Source organism: Hyphobacterium vulgare (genome assembly GCF_042643335.1).
Lineage (GTDB): Bacteria > Pseudomonadota > Alphaproteobacteria > Caulobacterales > Maricaulaceae > Hyphobacterium > Hyphobacterium vulgare.
Map to the genome: position 1 here is coordinate 108,704 of NZ_JBHRSV010000002.1, position 13,794 is coordinate 122,497.

General features: G+C 68.4%; 14 protein-coding genes. All 14 read left to right on the forward strand.

The genetic code is table 11. The annotated features are described in order from the left end of the window. The first annotated feature begins 71 nt into the window (after window positions 1-71). The 14 genes from gspD to ACFOOR_RS04605 all read left to right on the forward strand — a co-directional run bounded on the left by gspD (window position 72) and on the right by ACFOOR_RS04605 (window position 13,792). Window positions 72-2,120, forward strand: coding sequence for a type II secretion system secretin GspD (gene gspD, locus ACFOOR_RS04540; protein WP_343165007.1), 2,049 nt, complete (start codon window positions 72-74; stop codon window positions 2,118-2,120). Continuing rightward, a complete protein-coding gene (locus ACFOOR_RS04545; RefSeq protein WP_343165006.1) occupies window positions 2,117-2,878 on the forward strand; it encodes a prepilin peptidase in 762 nt (253 codons plus the stop codon). The genes gspD and ACFOOR_RS04545 overlap by 4 nt, the downstream gene beginning before the upstream one ends. A 65-nt stretch (window positions 2,879-2,943) precedes the next feature. Continuing rightward, window positions 2,944-5,004, forward strand: coding sequence for a class I SAM-dependent methyltransferase (locus ACFOOR_RS04550; protein WP_343165005.1), 2,061 nt, complete (start codon window positions 2,944-2,946; stop codon window positions 5,002-5,004). Between the two features lie 35 nt (window positions 5,005-5,039). Further along, on the forward strand, window positions 5,040-6,092 hold the full coding sequence (locus ACFOOR_RS04555) for a rhamnan synthesis F family protein (protein ID WP_343165004.1): 1,053 nt from the start codon (window positions 5,040-5,042) through the stop codon (window positions 6,090-6,092). A gap of 5 nt (window positions 6,093-6,097) precedes the next feature. Beyond that, on the forward strand, window positions 6,098-7,726 hold the full coding sequence (locus ACFOOR_RS04560) for a GspE/PulE family protein (RefSeq protein WP_343165003.1): 1,629 nt from the start codon (window positions 6,098-6,100) through the stop codon (window positions 7,724-7,726). A gap of 3 nt (window positions 7,727-7,729) precedes the next feature. Continuing rightward, window positions 7,730-8,926, forward strand: a complete 1,197-nt coding sequence (locus ACFOOR_RS04565) for a type II secretion system F family protein (RefSeq protein ID WP_343165002.1) — start codon at window positions 7,730-7,732, stop codon at window positions 8,924-8,926. Between the two features lie 21 nt (window positions 8,927-8,947). Continuing rightward, window positions 8,948-9,382, forward strand: coding sequence for a type II secretion system major pseudopilin GspG (gspG, locus tag ACFOOR_RS04570; RefSeq protein ID WP_343165001.1), 435 nt, complete (start codon window positions 8,948-8,950; stop codon window positions 9,380-9,382). Beyond that, complete coding sequence (locus tag ACFOOR_RS04575) at window positions 9,354-9,830, forward strand: GspH/FimT family pseudopilin (RefSeq protein ID WP_343165000.1); 477 nt, start codon at window positions 9,354-9,356, stop codon at window positions 9,828-9,830. The genes gspG and ACFOOR_RS04575 overlap by 29 nt, the downstream gene beginning before the upstream one ends. After that, on the forward strand, window positions 9,823-10,170 hold the full coding sequence (locus ACFOOR_RS04580; RefSeq protein ID WP_343164999.1) for a prepilin-type N-terminal cleavage/methylation domain-containing protein: 348 nt from the start codon (window positions 9,823-9,825) through the stop codon (window positions 10,168-10,170). The genes ACFOOR_RS04575 and ACFOOR_RS04580 overlap by 8 nt, the downstream gene beginning before the upstream one ends. Next, window positions 10,167-10,907 carry a prepilin-type N-terminal cleavage/methylation domain-containing protein gene (locus ACFOOR_RS04585; RefSeq protein ID WP_343164998.1) on the forward strand — a complete coding sequence of 247 codons (741 nt, stop codon included), beginning with the start codon at window positions 10,167-10,169 and terminating at the stop codon, window positions 10,905-10,907. The genes ACFOOR_RS04580 and ACFOOR_RS04585 overlap by 4 nt, the downstream gene beginning before the upstream one ends. Continuing rightward, entirely contained in the window at window positions 10,904-11,788 is an 885-nt protein-coding gene (locus ACFOOR_RS04590; RefSeq protein ID WP_343164997.1) for a type II secretion system minor pseudopilin, read from the forward strand. Before ACFOOR_RS04585 ends, ACFOOR_RS04590 begins: the two co-directional genes overlap by 4 nt. Beyond that, window positions 11,785-12,807 (forward strand): PilN domain-containing protein, encoded by a 1,023-nt coding sequence (locus tag ACFOOR_RS04595; RefSeq protein ID WP_343164996.1) that lies wholly within the window; start codon window positions 11,785-11,787, stop codon window positions 12,805-12,807. The genes ACFOOR_RS04590 and ACFOOR_RS04595 overlap by 4 nt, the downstream gene beginning before the upstream one ends. Next, a complete protein-coding gene (locus ACFOOR_RS04600; protein ID WP_343164995.1) occupies window positions 12,804-13,289 on the forward strand; it encodes a GspMb/PilO family protein in 486 nt (161 codons plus the stop codon). Before ACFOOR_RS04595 ends, ACFOOR_RS04600 begins: the two co-directional genes overlap by 4 nt. Next, window positions 13,286-13,792, forward strand: a complete 507-nt coding sequence (locus tag ACFOOR_RS04605; RefSeq protein ID WP_343164994.1) for a hypothetical protein — start codon at window positions 13,286-13,288, stop codon at window positions 13,790-13,792. Before ACFOOR_RS04600 ends, ACFOOR_RS04605 begins: the two co-directional genes overlap by 4 nt. Window positions 13,793-13,794 lie beyond the last annotated feature (2 nt).

Sequence of the window (13,794 nt, forward strand, 5' to 3'; positions counted from 1 at the left end):
TGTAGAATCTTGGGACTGCGAACGCTTTCTGCTTAAAGTGCAGACCGACGGTTGATCGGACGGGGTTTCCTATGGGTCGGAGTGGTCTCCATTCTGCGCGGCTGGCAGCAATTTGCCTGGCGCTCATCACCGCCGCCTGTGCGACGGACGGTCCGCGCGACGTGACGATCGACCCGATCTCGCGCATCCCGACCTCGCGCCAGGTCCTCACGGTGCCGCCGGCGCCAAGCACATACGGCGAGACCATCGCCGAGGCCCAAGCCGGCAATGTGGAGGGCTTCGTCCAGTACGGAAACAGCCAGCGGGTGGCTCCGCCGCGTTCGCGCGGCGACCAACTCGAAAGTGGTGCCTACACGGTGAATTTCGCCGACGCCCGAATCGACGAGGCGGCGCAGACTCTGTTCGGCGACCTGCTCGACGAGCCCTTCATCATCGACCCCCGCGTGCAGGGACGGGTGACGGCGACCACGCCCCGCCCGCTGTCGCGCGAATCCCTGCTTGCGTTGTTCGAGGCCGCCCTGGCCGTGAACAACGCCACCCTCGTCCAGTCCGACGGCATCTACCGCATCATGCCGGCCGGCGAGGCGATGACGTCCGGCCTCGCGCGCATCGCCGCTTCCAGCCAGCCCGGCTGGGGCGTATCGGTCATTCCGCTGCAATACATCTCCGCCGCCAACATGCGTCAGTTGCTGGAATCGGTGGTGACCCGGCCCGGTTCGCTGCGCGCCGATCCGGCCCGCAACCTTTTGATCATTGTCGGCACCGCGCCGGAGCGCCGCAACGCGGTCGAGGCCGCGGCCGCCTTCGATGTCGACTGGATGTCCGGCATGAGCGTCGCGCTGATGCCGCTCCTCAACGCCACCGCGACCGACATGGTCACCGAGATCAATTCCGTTTTCCTCGCCCAGGCCGAAGGGGCCAGCGCCGGCGCCCTGCGTGTGCAGGCGATCGAACGCCTGAACGCTCTGCTGATCATCGCCGCCGGCCCCGGCCTGCTGGAGAATGTCCGCGAATGGGTCACCCGGCTCGACACCGGCGGTCCGGGCGGCGCAACGCTGCGCACCTTCTTCCTCGAAAACGGCGAGGCGGAAGCCACCGCCGAACTGCTGAACCAGCTCTTCTCTGACGGCGCGGGCGGCGCGTCCGGTGTTTCGCCCGACCTGGCATCGGCTTCAGCAGAAACCGGCGGAGGCGCGTCGGCCGGCGCGACCCGTCCCTCCGGCGCGATCCGTGTGATCGCCGATCCGATCAACAACGCTATCCTCGTGCTCGCCGATCCGGGCGGCCAGGCGCTGGTCCAGCGCGCTCTGGAATCCATCGACCGCGCCCCGGCCCAGGTTCTGATCGACGCCGTGATCGCCGAGGTCCGGCTCAACGACACGCTGCGCTACGGCGTGCAATTCTTTTTCGAGACGGCCGGTCTCGACGGCGTCGCCGATTCCGGACGCGGCGGCTTCGGTCTCGATGGCTTCGATGCCAACGGCACCTTTCCGGGGTTCAACTTCCTTCTCGAAAGCGGCGACAATGCCCGCTTTGCCCTCGACATGCTGTCGAACGTGACCGACCTGACGGTCGTCTCCTCGCCGTCTGTGATGGTGCTCGACAACCGCACCGCCGAATTCCAGGTCGGCGACGAGGTTCCGATCGTCACCCGCACGTCGAATTCGGTGGTCAATCCGGACTCGCCGGTGGTGAACAATATCGAGTTCCGCGACACCGGCGTGATCCTGACCGTCACGCCGCGCGTCAGCTCGACCGGCCTGGTGACACTCGAAATCGACCAGGAAGTCTCCGACGTCTCGACCACCGCCTCGACCGGCGATCTGACCCCGACCATTTCCACCCGGAGGATTTCCTCCACCGTTTCCGTGCGCTCGGGTCAGACCATCATTCTCGGCGGCCTGATCGACGAAAGCCGCAATTCCGGCCGGCGCGGCATTCCCGGCGTGGCCAGCATCCCCTATCTGGGCGATCTGCTGTCCTCGACCGAGATCACCACGAACCGGACCGAACTGCTCGTCTTCATCACGCCGCGCGTCGTCACCAATGATGACGAGGCCGCCGCCGTGACCGACGAGATCCGGCGCCGGATGGAGCTGCTTCAGCCGGACACCGAGTGAGTACCGCCTTTCTCGATATCTTCCTGCTCGCGGCCTCGCCCTTCATCGGCAGCTTCGTCACCGCGACGGCCCGGGCCTGGCCGGACTGGAGCCGGGTGGGCGTGGCGCGCTCGTCCTGCGAAGGATGCGGCCGGACCCTCGGGGTTCGCGACCTCGTGCCGGTACTCAGCTATCTTCTGCAGCGCGGCAAATGCCGCACCTGCGAGACGCGGATCTGGCCGCTTCACCCGGCCGGGGAAGCCGTGGCCGTCCTCGTCGCACTGGCTGCGGTCATCGCCACCGACGACTGGACGACACTGGTCGCCGCCGGGCTCGGCTGGACGTTGCTCTTTGCCTCGCTTGTCGATTTCCGGACCTTCCTGCTGCCGGACGCGGTCACGCTCGGCCTCATCCCGGCCGGCCTCGCGGTCAGCTACGGCCTTGGCGGGATCGACGAGCTCGTCTGGGCCGCCGCGGGCGCGCTTGCGGGCTATGTCATTCTTGCCGGCATCGCCTTGCTCTACCGCCTCCTGCGCGGACGCGAAGGGCTCGGCATGGGCGATGCGAAACTCCTTGCCGCGGGCGGCGCCTGGTGCGGGCTGGTGGCCCTGCCCTGGATCGTCGCGATCGGCGCGGGCCTGACCCTGTTCGGCGTCGCGATCGCCTCGGTGTTCGGTACGAAACTGACCCGCGATCTCGCCCTGCCCTTCGGACCGGGGCTCGCGGCCGGTGTCTTCCTCGCCTTCCTTCTCGCGCGTTCGCCCTTGGCGGCAGGCTGATCGCAAGGCAGAACAGACTTATGCAGGTGTCCTCGCTGACCATACGACCGCGCCGCAAGGCCGCAATGAAGCAGAAGCGGAAGGTCTCGCTCGAGCCCTGGGTCGTCTGGCGCGCCAATGGCTACCGGGAGCTGACCTGTCCGGCCTGCCACACGCATGGCCTGATGGAAAAGCAGCTCGATGCTTCGCCGCCTTTCGAGCCGAGGAAGCGCTACGCCCTGTTCGAATGCTCTGTATGCGGAACATTGCACTATCCGGATGCGCGGCCCTTCGAATACGAGAGCCGCAAGGACGCGGACATCGCGCGCAAATTCTACCTCGAAGTCGGCGCCGGGCTTGACGCGATGATCGCGCCCCTGGCCTGGGCTGAGCCGGAAAAGGTCACCTCCTATCTTGAAGTGGGCGGCGGCTATGGTTTCTCGGTCGACTTCGCGGCGCGGGCCCTCGGCTGGCGCGCCCGAAACATCGATCCATCCTTCATCGCCGGGGTCGGTGCACGCGATCTGGGGCACGACCACATCCCCGAATATCTGAGCGCGGACAATCCGCTGCCCGACGGCCCGTTCGACCGGGTCCTGTCATCGGAAGTGATCGAGCACGTCAACGATCCCGATCCCTTCCTCGCGGCGCTCGCCTCGGCAGTTGCACCCGATGGCGCGCTGGTCGTGACGACGCCCGATGCGGCGGCGGTGACCCGCGATGCGTCTCTCGATGCGCTCCGCCCGATCATCGTGGCCGGCCACCACCTTGTCATCTTCACGGCCGACGGCTTGATCCGCGCCCTCAATCGCGCCGGCTTCCCCCATGTGCATGTGAAGACCGGAGACTCGACCTTGTACGCCGTCGCCTCGCGCCGCCCGGTCGGGGTCGACTTCACCGCGCGCCCGGAGCGCTCCAGCTATCGCGCCTATCTGAAACAGCGCCGCGACTCGCTGGCACCGGACCCCGCGCTCTTCGCGGGTTTTGCCGTCCGCCATCTCAAGGAGTGCGTCCACTCCGGCAGCTGGGACGAAGCGAACGACGCGCTGCGCACGCTGACCCGCCGCTGGCAGGCCGATTTCGGCTTCGACATGGGACGTCCCGGCCAGATCCGCCCGGCCTATACCGAGCCGGAAACCAAGGCCGGCCGCGCCATCCGGGACTACGCGGCCAACTATCCGTTCAACCTCGCCATCGCCCTGTTCTATGCCGCGCGGCTGCGCGAGCATCAGGGCCGCACCGGCGAGGCGATGGAGCTTTACCGGGCCTGCATCCGCGCCGCGCACTCCGGACAGGCCGTCTTTGAATCCATGTTCGCCGCCTGCCGCGAGACCGAGGATGCCGCCTACCGCGCCCGCCTGCACATAGCAGCGCTGACGTCAAAGACAGACCCGATGGCGGCATCCGGCGACCTGCTCGCCCTGCTCGGCCAGCTCCGTCTCCTGCCGCAGGATTTGTGGGAAGCGACCCTGTTCCAGGTCTATGCCGAAGGCGCGCTGACCGGCCGCGTCGATCTGGTTGATGGCATCCGCCTGATCGTCCAGGACCGGATTGAAGCGAAGATCGCGTATGATGCGCCGGTGTCCGCAGCCGCGGGTTATGCCGCGGCCGGACTGGCGCAATGGTCGCTCGCCGAAGAGGACGAAACAGCCGCCCGGCGCTGGTTCACCATCGCCCGCGATGCCATGACTGATGCGCGCGAATACGAGGTCTTCGCGGACCGGCTCCGTGGTCTGGAAATACCGGCTTCGAGGCCCGCCCGATCATCGGCCAGGCCCTGCCGGGCCCTGATCGATGCCATGCAGGCCGCCGATGCGGAGGCCGCGCGCGCGCCGGCCAACGAAATCAGAACCTGGCCGGAAGATGCCGAAGCGCTCAGCGCCTCGGTCGCATTCGCGATGGGCATCTATTGCCTGAACCATGACGGCAAACCCTCCGAGGCGGCGGTCTGGTTCGACCGTTCCGAGCAGCGCAGCCACGGCGAGGAGCGTCTTACCGCCCTTTTCCACAAGGCGCTGGCGCACAAGGCGGCTGGGGAGGCGGAGGGGCTGGCGATGGCAAAATCCGCCATTGAGGCGGCGAAATCGAGCGAAACCGGCGCTTTCGACCGCGCGATAGGCTCGCGTCTTGCAGAGCTTCAGGGCTAGAACTTGTCCCGCCGGACACGAATGAGGGGATGGGCGTGGCGCTGCCGAAATTCTTGAACCCGCTGAAACCGCTTTACTGGGCGTTCTTCGGAGCGCGCCAGCGCAAGGACCATGTCCCGCAGGCGATTTCAGTCGCCATCGCATCCGTATTCGGCAACCGCTCGATGGTGAAGCAGACCTGGGACGGCGGTCAGACGCTCGCTGGCGCGAAGGATGTTGCTGTCCTCGTGACCTGGGACGCGAACGGTCGCGTCCATGACTTCCTGCTCGCCCATATCAAGGGGTTGGCCGAAGCCGGGCGCTCCGTCATCGTCGTCTCCAACAGTCCGAAATGCCCGGAACACGAAGTCGCCAAGGCCCTGCCCCATTGCGCGCTCTTCGCCTGGCGAACCAATCGCGGCTATGACTTCGGCGCCTATCGCGACGGGCTGAAACTCGTCCCGGACTATGATGCGCTCGACAGCCTGATCTTCATCAACGACTCGACCTACGGCCCCTTCCAGAAGCTCGGCCCGATCCTGAAGAAGATGAAGCCGTCAGAGGCTGATGTCTGGGGCCTGACGGAGAGCTGGGACACGCGCTGGCATCTGCAGAGCTATTTCCTGCTCTTCCACCGCGCCGCGTTGCAGAACGGGAAGGTTCGCGAACTCTGGGACGACTGGAAGCACGTCAATTCCAAATCCTGGATCATCAACAGGCTGGAAATCGGCCTGACCGGCCGCCTGACCAGGGCGGGCCTGAAATGCAAGGCCGTCTGGCCCTATCGTCCGCTCGTGTCCGAATTCTGCGAAGAGGTCCGCGAATACGACCTCGCGAACGAGGAAAGTCTCGCCGAGGAACACCGCAACCTCCTGAAATTCATGTGCCACCTCGCCGATCACGGCGCGCCGATGAACCCCTGCCACTTCTTCTGGGACCGGCTGATCGTGGACGGTTTTCCCTACATGAAGCGCGAAGTGCTGACCGCGAATCCGATCGGCATGCCGCGTCTGTATGAATGGAGTGACGTCATTTCCTCGGTCAGCCGCTATGATACCGAGATGATCGTCGACCATCTGCGGGCGATCGCGAAGAACCGGGTGATCTGATCGGCATGGACGGAAACGCCGGAATGGAATGGCTCGACCGGGTCGCGGGATTGTCTCCCGCGGATGCCGCGCGCGCCCGCCGTCTGGCCCAGGAGACCGGCGAGCCGCTGACCCGCGCCCTGCGCCGTCTCGGCACCGCCTCCGATCCGGCCATCGCCGACGCGCTGGCTACCGCTCACGGCCTGCCCCGGATCGGCGCGGCGGACTTCCCCGACGCCCCGCCTGACGGAATCGGTGTCGCGCCCGACTTCCTGCGTGAATCCTGGGTCATCCCGGTCGGCCGCAGTGACAATGCCATCCGGCTTGCCGTCGCCGACCCGACCGACAGCGCCGGTCCCGACGGCGTGCGCCTGGCCTCCGGTGCCGAGGTGGAAATTGCGATCGCCACCTTCGCCGACATCGAGGCCGCCATCGCCCGCTGGTATGGCGAAGGCGACAACCGCCTCGCCGATGCACTCAGCGGCGAGGCTGGCGAACACGACGCCGAAAGCCTGAAGGATCTCGCCAGCGAGGCGCCGGTCGTCCGCCTGGTGAACTCGATCCTCGCCGAGGCCCTGAAATCGCGCGCCTCGGACATCCATATCGAACCCTTCCGCGACCGGCTGCGCCTGCGCTTCCGGATCGATGGCGTGCTGCAGGAACGCCCCTCGCCGCCTGCCGCCCTGTCACGTCTCGTCGCCAGCCGGGTGAAGATTCTCGCCGGGCTCGACATCGCCGAACGCCGCCGCCCGCAGGATGGCCGCGCCCGCATCGCCGTTGCCGGACGCGCGCTCGACCTGCGTGTCGCCACGGCCCCGACCGCGCATGGCGAAAGCATCACCATCCGTCTTCTGGAAGACCGCGACACGACGGTTTCGCTCGAAAGCGTCGGCCTTTCCGATACCGACCGCGACCTGCTGCTGCACCATCTCGAAGCGCCCTATGGTCTCGTCCTCGTCACCGGCCCGACCGGCTCGGGCAAGACGACGACGCTCGCCGGCGCATTGTCGAAGCTCAACGCGCCGGGCCGCAAGCTGATCTCGATCGAGGACCCGGTCGAATACCAGATCGAGGGCGTCAACCAGATCGCGGTGAACCCCGCCATCGGCCTGACCTTTGCCGCCGTGCTGCGCTCGGTGCTGCGCCATGACCCCGACATCATCGTGGTCGGTGAGTTGCGCGATGGCGAGACCGCCGAAATCGCCGTCAATGCCGCCCTCACCGGCCACCTCGTTCTGGCCACCGTCCACACCAACACCGCCGCCGGGGCCGCGCCGCGCCTGATCGATATGGGGGTCGACCCGGCCCTGCTGCGCTCCACCCTTCGGCTCGCCATCGCCCAGCGCCTCGTCCGGATGCTTTGCCCGGAATGCAAGACGCCGGTCGAGCCTCCGGAAGGCCTGAGCCAAGCCTTCGAGGCGACCGGGTGCGCGGCCTGCGACAACACCGGCTATCGCGGCCGCTCCGGCGTGTTCGAATTCATCGAGATCGACAGCGCGATTTCCGAGGCGCTGCGCGACGGCGTCTCTTCACACGAGATCGAGAAGAAGGCGCGCAAGACCGGATCCCCCTCCATCCTCGACGACGCCCGCGACAAGATCGAGGCCGGACTGACCAGCCCGTCTGAAGTCCGCCGCGTCCTGGGAGGCGTCTAGGCCATGGCCGTCTTCGCCGTCCGCGTGGCCAAGCCCGGCGGCGGGATCGAGACCGCCCGCATCGAGGCCGCTTCAGGCGATGCGGCGGCCGCCGCCGCGATGGCGCGCGGTCTGACGCCGCTCTCTGTCTCCGCTGCAAAGCCCGAAGCCGCCCCGCGTTCGAGCGCGAAGAAGCGCAAGCTCGCCACCCGGGTCGCCCGCGAACTTTCCGTGCTCACCGCGGCGGGCCTCAGCGTCGAACCGGCCTTGGCCGCGCTCGCCAGGCACGCCACCGACGACGATCTCAAGACCGTCGCCGAAGCCCTGCTGACCGATGTGCGCGGCGGCGCGGCGCTTTCCGAAGCGTTCGCCGCGCGGCCCGGCACCTTCCCCGCCCCCTTCCCGGAAATCGCCGAGGCCGGTGAAGCGGGCGGCGCGCTCGGCAAGGCACTCGGTGAACTCGCCGATACACGCGAACGCCGCGAACAGGTTGAGGCCGGCATCCAGGGGGCCCTGATCTATCCCGCCTTCCTGCTGGTCGCCGCGATCGGTGCGGTCACGCTGATCCTGATCTTCCTCGTCCCGCAATTCGAGAACACCTTCGCCCAGATCGGCGCACAGATCCCGCCGCAGGCCGCCTTCGTCTTCGGCGTCTCGCACTGGCTGAAGACCTGGGGGCTGTGGCTGCTGGCGGGCCTTGTGGCGCTGGGCTTCGCGATCGCCCTCGCCGCGCGCCAACCCGCCCTGCACGAGCGGATGGACCGCTGGATGCTGCGCGCGCCCCTGATCGGCGGAGCGACCAAAACCGTGATCGCGGCGCGCTTCTGCCGTGTGCTGGGTCTCCTACTCAAGAACGGTCTGTCGGCCGCTCCGGCGCTGCGCCTCGCGGCGCGGGCGGCGGGCAATCAGTGGGCCGTGGCCCGCCTGACAGAGGCGCTGACCCAGGTCCGGACCGGGCGCGGCTTCTCCGATCAGGTCGAGGCCAGCGACGTGCTGCCGCCGCTCGCCGCCGAACTTCTGTCCGTGGGCGAGGAGACCGGCGATCTCGGCTCGGCGGCCGAACGGCTGGCGGATTTCTACGAGGCGCGCTTCGAGCGGAATGCCAAGGCGATCAGCCGGATCGTCGAACCGGCGGTCATCATGATTGCGGGCCTTGTCATTGGCGGCGTCATCCTGTCGATTCTGTCGGCACTGATGAGCATCAACACGCTGAATTTCTAGCTGGCGTCAGGGGAGTTGCAGATGGACCAGACCACAGACCGCAGCCGCAGGGCCGGCTACACGCTCGCCGAACTCCTTGTCGTCATGGTCATTCTCGGCCTGCTCGCCGCCATCGCCACACCGATCGTGCTCAACCAGCTTGGCTCGGCGCGTCACCAGACCGCCCAGACCCAGGTCGAGAATTTCGCCACCGCCCTGTCCTATTACAGGCTCAATGTCGGCCAGTTCCCCGATGCCTCACAGGGCCTGTCGGCGCTGGTCTCGCAGCCCGCCGGCGCGGCCGGCTGGAATGGTCCCTATCTCGACGCCCGGAACGGCGTCCCGACCGATCCCTGGGGCGAAGCCTTCATCTATGAAGTCGTCGGACCCGGTCAGGTCGTTATCCGCTCGCTCGGACGCGACAAGCAGGAAGGCGGGGAAGGCCAGGATGCAGACATCGTCCGCACGGTCCAGTAGGCGCGACGGCTACACGCTCGCCGAACTTCTCGTCGTTCTCGTCATCATCGGCCTGACGCTGGCGCTGGTCGCGCCGCGCCTCTTCTTCACCTCCGACGCGGCCAGGCTCGATCGCGCCGTGCGCAGTTTCGACACCGCCGCACGCGCCGCGCGCGCCAGCGCCCGCCTGACCGGGCGCGACGTTCTGATGACCGTCCATCTCGATGACGGCGTCCTTCGCATCGAACCGGGCGGGCCGGTCTATGACCTGCCCGGCGACCCGGTCCTGCGCGCCACCGTGGCGGAAGCCGAGCTCGACCCGCCGCTCGCCGGCATCCGCTTCTTCCCCGACGGCACATCGACCGGCGGCGACATTGCCATCGTCTACGGCGAACGCGAACGCATCGCGAGCGTGGAATGGATCACCGGACGGGTCACCGCCCGTGCATCGGAGTCCGGCGATGAATAGGCCCGGACCGAAACAGGGCTTCACCCTGATCGAGTCGATCGTCGCCCTGGCCATCGCCGCGGCGGGATTCGCCAGCCTCTATCAGCTCTACGCCACCACCGCGAATGCCGAGCGCGCCGCGACCGAAACGGTCTATGCCGCGCGGCTGGCCGAAAGCCTCCTGGCTGACCCCGAAGCCGATCCGGACGGCGACAGCCGCGGCTATGCCTGGGTGATCGCCTCTTCCCCCTCGCCGGGCGGTGCGGCACTGGAAACCCTCACCGTGACGATTACAGCCCCCTCGGGCCGGCAGATCCGCGTCGTCACCGAACGCGCCAGCCCGCCGCGCGAGACGCCATGAACCGCGCCGGCTACACCCTCGCCGAGCTGCTGATCGCGCTGGTGCTGGCGGCGCTGGCGATCGGCATCGTCACGACCGGAGTGCAGCAATCCCTCGCCTTCGAACGCCGCATCGAGGCGGTCCGGCAGGACCGGGAAGGCGTTACCGCCGCCTTGGCGGCGCTGCGTTCGCGTCTGGAGACCGCGGTGCCGGCGACCGCCCCGACCACGACGCAGCAGGACACCGCGAACCGCCGCATTCCGCGTCAGCAAGCGCAACCGATGGCCAATGCCGAGATCGACTCTGATCGGCCCGCCGCTCCGCAATCCGAAGATGCGGCCCCCGTCCTGTTCCAGGGCAGCGCCTCCAGCCTCGTCTTTCTCGCCGCCGATCCCGGTTATCCGGCAAGGCCGGGTCTCTACGAATACCGGCTCGTCGTCGAACCTGCGGGTGACGAGACCGAGCCCGCCGTCGCGCTGACCCTGTCCCGCCGCGCCCTGCCAGACCTCGCTGCCTTCGGTGACGGGGGCGAGGCGCAAAGCTGGACGCTGATGACCCTGGCCGAGCCGGTCACGCTGTCCTACGCAAGCGAGGCCGGGCGCTGGCAGACCGACTGGCGCGACCAGCAGGATCTTCCCATCCGTGTACGGATGGAATTCGGCGAGACGAGCGGCCAGCCGCCCTTCATCGTCGCCCTGCCCGCCTTGCCGGAGGAAACAGAGGCCGAACAACGGGCGGACGGCGAGGTCACGCAATGAGCCGGCGCGGGATTTCGCTTCTGATCGTCGTCGCCTTTCTCGGTGCGCTGTCCGTGACGGCGGGCATGTCGGCCCTGTCCGCGCGCGTGTCGACGGCGGGGGCAAGGGCCGAACTCGACCAGCTGCGCCTGTCCGCGGCGATCGACGCGGCGGTCAACCGTGCCGCCGCCGGCCTGACCTCCGCGGACGAGGAGGCCCGGTGGGCCGCCGATGGCCGCGACTTCAGCTTCGAGATCGATGGCATCGAGGTGACGCTGTGGCCGGTCTCCGAGAAAGGCCGGTTCGACATCAATCGCGGAAGCGCCGAAGCTCTCGTGCGTTTGCTGCAGGAACTCGACGTCTCGCGCCGCGACGCCGAGGCGATCGCCGGGGCCATGGTCGACTGGCGCGATGAAGACAATGACCGCAGCCAGCCCGGCGCCGAGGCGCTGGACTATCGCCGCGACGGTCTGCCGCCGCCCGGCAACCGGGACTTTCTGGCCCGCGAGGAATTCCGCTCGGTTCTGGGCGTGACCGCCGAAATCTATGACGCGGCCGCGCCCTACCTCACCATTCACGGCGCCGAGGAAGTCGCACCGGTCTTCGCCCCTCCGGTCCTGCTCGGCGCGCTCGACATGTCGGCCAGCGACCGCGGCCGCATCCTGCGCGAACGCCGGGCGCGAGCCCCGGCCGCCGAACTGGCCGAGGGGACGGAGTTTGACCGCGATCCGGGCGCGCGATATGCGATTTTCGTGGAGGCGCACACACCGGGGGGCGCCGACATGCGCCGCGAGGTCGTGATTGCCGCGCCGGCCGAGGGGGCACCCTTCTTGCTGCTTCGACGCTCGCCCCTTGATGCGGATACACTCGAAGCGGTGATTGGAGAGCGTGAGAACGGATGAGCGGTTTCGCGGAACAGGCGCGCCTCGCCTTGCGCCAGTGGACCGCCGACGTCGATGACGCGGCCTCCCGCCTGCCGCTTGCCGGCGGGCTGTTCGCGCGCCGCTGGCGCGTCCTGCTCGTTGAACCGGGCCGGATGCGCTACCGCGACGGGCGCGGCGGCGAGACCATCATCCCGTCCGGCATGTCGCCGACCGAGGCCGGTGCCGGAATCGCCGCGCTGAATCGGTCCGGCCCGCTCGTCCTGCGTTTTGCCTCCTCGCTCGGCTTCCGCCGCAATGCCCGATTCCCCTCGGCCGCACGCGCCCATCTCGACGACGCCGCCCGCCTTGCCCTGCCCCGCTTGTCGCCGCTCGGCGCGGCGGAGACCGCCCATGCGCTGGAACGCGACACGCTGCGCGAAGCCGATGGCTGGATCGACGTCTCGCTCGCCCTGGTGCGGCGCTCCGATCTCGACACGGCGCTGGCGCGCGCCGACGCGCTCGGGCTGAAGGCCTTCGCCTGCGATCTCGCCCGCGCCGATATCGACGCCGCCCCGGTCTGCGATCTGCGCGAAGGCCGCCGCGCGCCTTCCGCCGGACACTCGGCCTTCCGTTGGGTCACGGGCGTCGCCGCGGTCCTGTTCCTTGTGTCCGCGGGCATGTTGCTCGACACCCGTTTCCGGCTCGCGCCGCGCCTCGCCGCTGTGGAAACCCCGGCCGAGATCGAAGCCTCGCTTCAGGCCGCGATCCGTCAGGCGCGTGCCAAGCTCGCCGCCGACCCGCTGACGGTGGCGCTGAACGATCTGTCGCGCCGCCTGCCGGATGGTGCCTATGTGACGGATATCAGCTTCGACCGCGGCGAATTGCGCGTGTCCGGCCTGGCCTGGGATGCGGCCGCCACGATCAGCGCACTCGACAGCGCGCCCGAGTTTTCCAACATCACCTTTCCAAGCGCCACGGTCCGAGACGAGGCAACCGGCCGCGAACGCTTCGACCTGTCGATGCGCCATGTCGCGGTTCAGCCGGAGGCGGGAGAATGACCGAGGACAGCCGCCGCGCGCTCAGCCTGGCCAGCCTGCTCGTGCTGGTCATCGCCGTCATCGCCCTGACCGCCTGGTCGGTCAGCGGCTGGGTCTCGACGCAGGACCGGATCGCCGTGGCCGAACGCGATGCCGAACTGCCGCCGGCGGCCGACCCGCAGCGCTATCTGCTGACCGCGGCGAGCCGCGCCCAGGCCCGCGCCGACCTGCAGACCCGGCTCAACGAAATGGCGCGCCAGAACGGCGTCACGTTGAGCCGCTTCGATACCGAACCCGCCAATCCGGACGATGCCTTGCGCATGCTGTCCGAGGTCGAGGTCAGCGGCAGTATCGGCGAGATCTCCGCCTTCCTGCACGCTGTGGAATCCACCACGCCGGCGCTGATCGTCACCGAGGCCGGTCTTCGCCCGGCTCGCACGGAGGGGCAATTGCGTTTGACGGCCAGCATCGAGGCGCGCCTGTCGCCGGGAGCGGCGGAATGAACCGGCGTCTCCTCATCCTGCTGGGCGTCGCGGTCATACTCGGCGGCGTCTACGCGGCGACGCAGCTGGGTGGCCCGGGCAACACGGTGCGCGCGGTCGCGCCCGGCGGGTTGCCGGTACAGCCGGGTGTGGTCCGCACGCCGCCCATCGCGCACGAGGAAGGCCCCTTCCTGCCGCCGCTATCGTCGTTTCAGGCGATCGAGAGCCGGCCCCTCTTCCGCGCCGACCGGCGCCGGCCTGCCGAGGTGATCGAACAACCGGTTCAGACCCCGGTGCAGACGCCTGTCACGAATGACGGTCCGCCCGACCTGATTGTCGTCAGCGTCGTCACCGGCCCGAACGGCCGCAGTGCTGCAACCGTCCGGCAGACGGGCGAGACCCGCCGCGTTTATACCGGTGACACGGTCGACGGCTGGCGGATCGACGCGATCCGCCCCGATGGCGTGGAGATTTCGCGCGACCGGGAACGCTGGGCGCTCCCGGTCGGCGAACCCGAGGAATAACT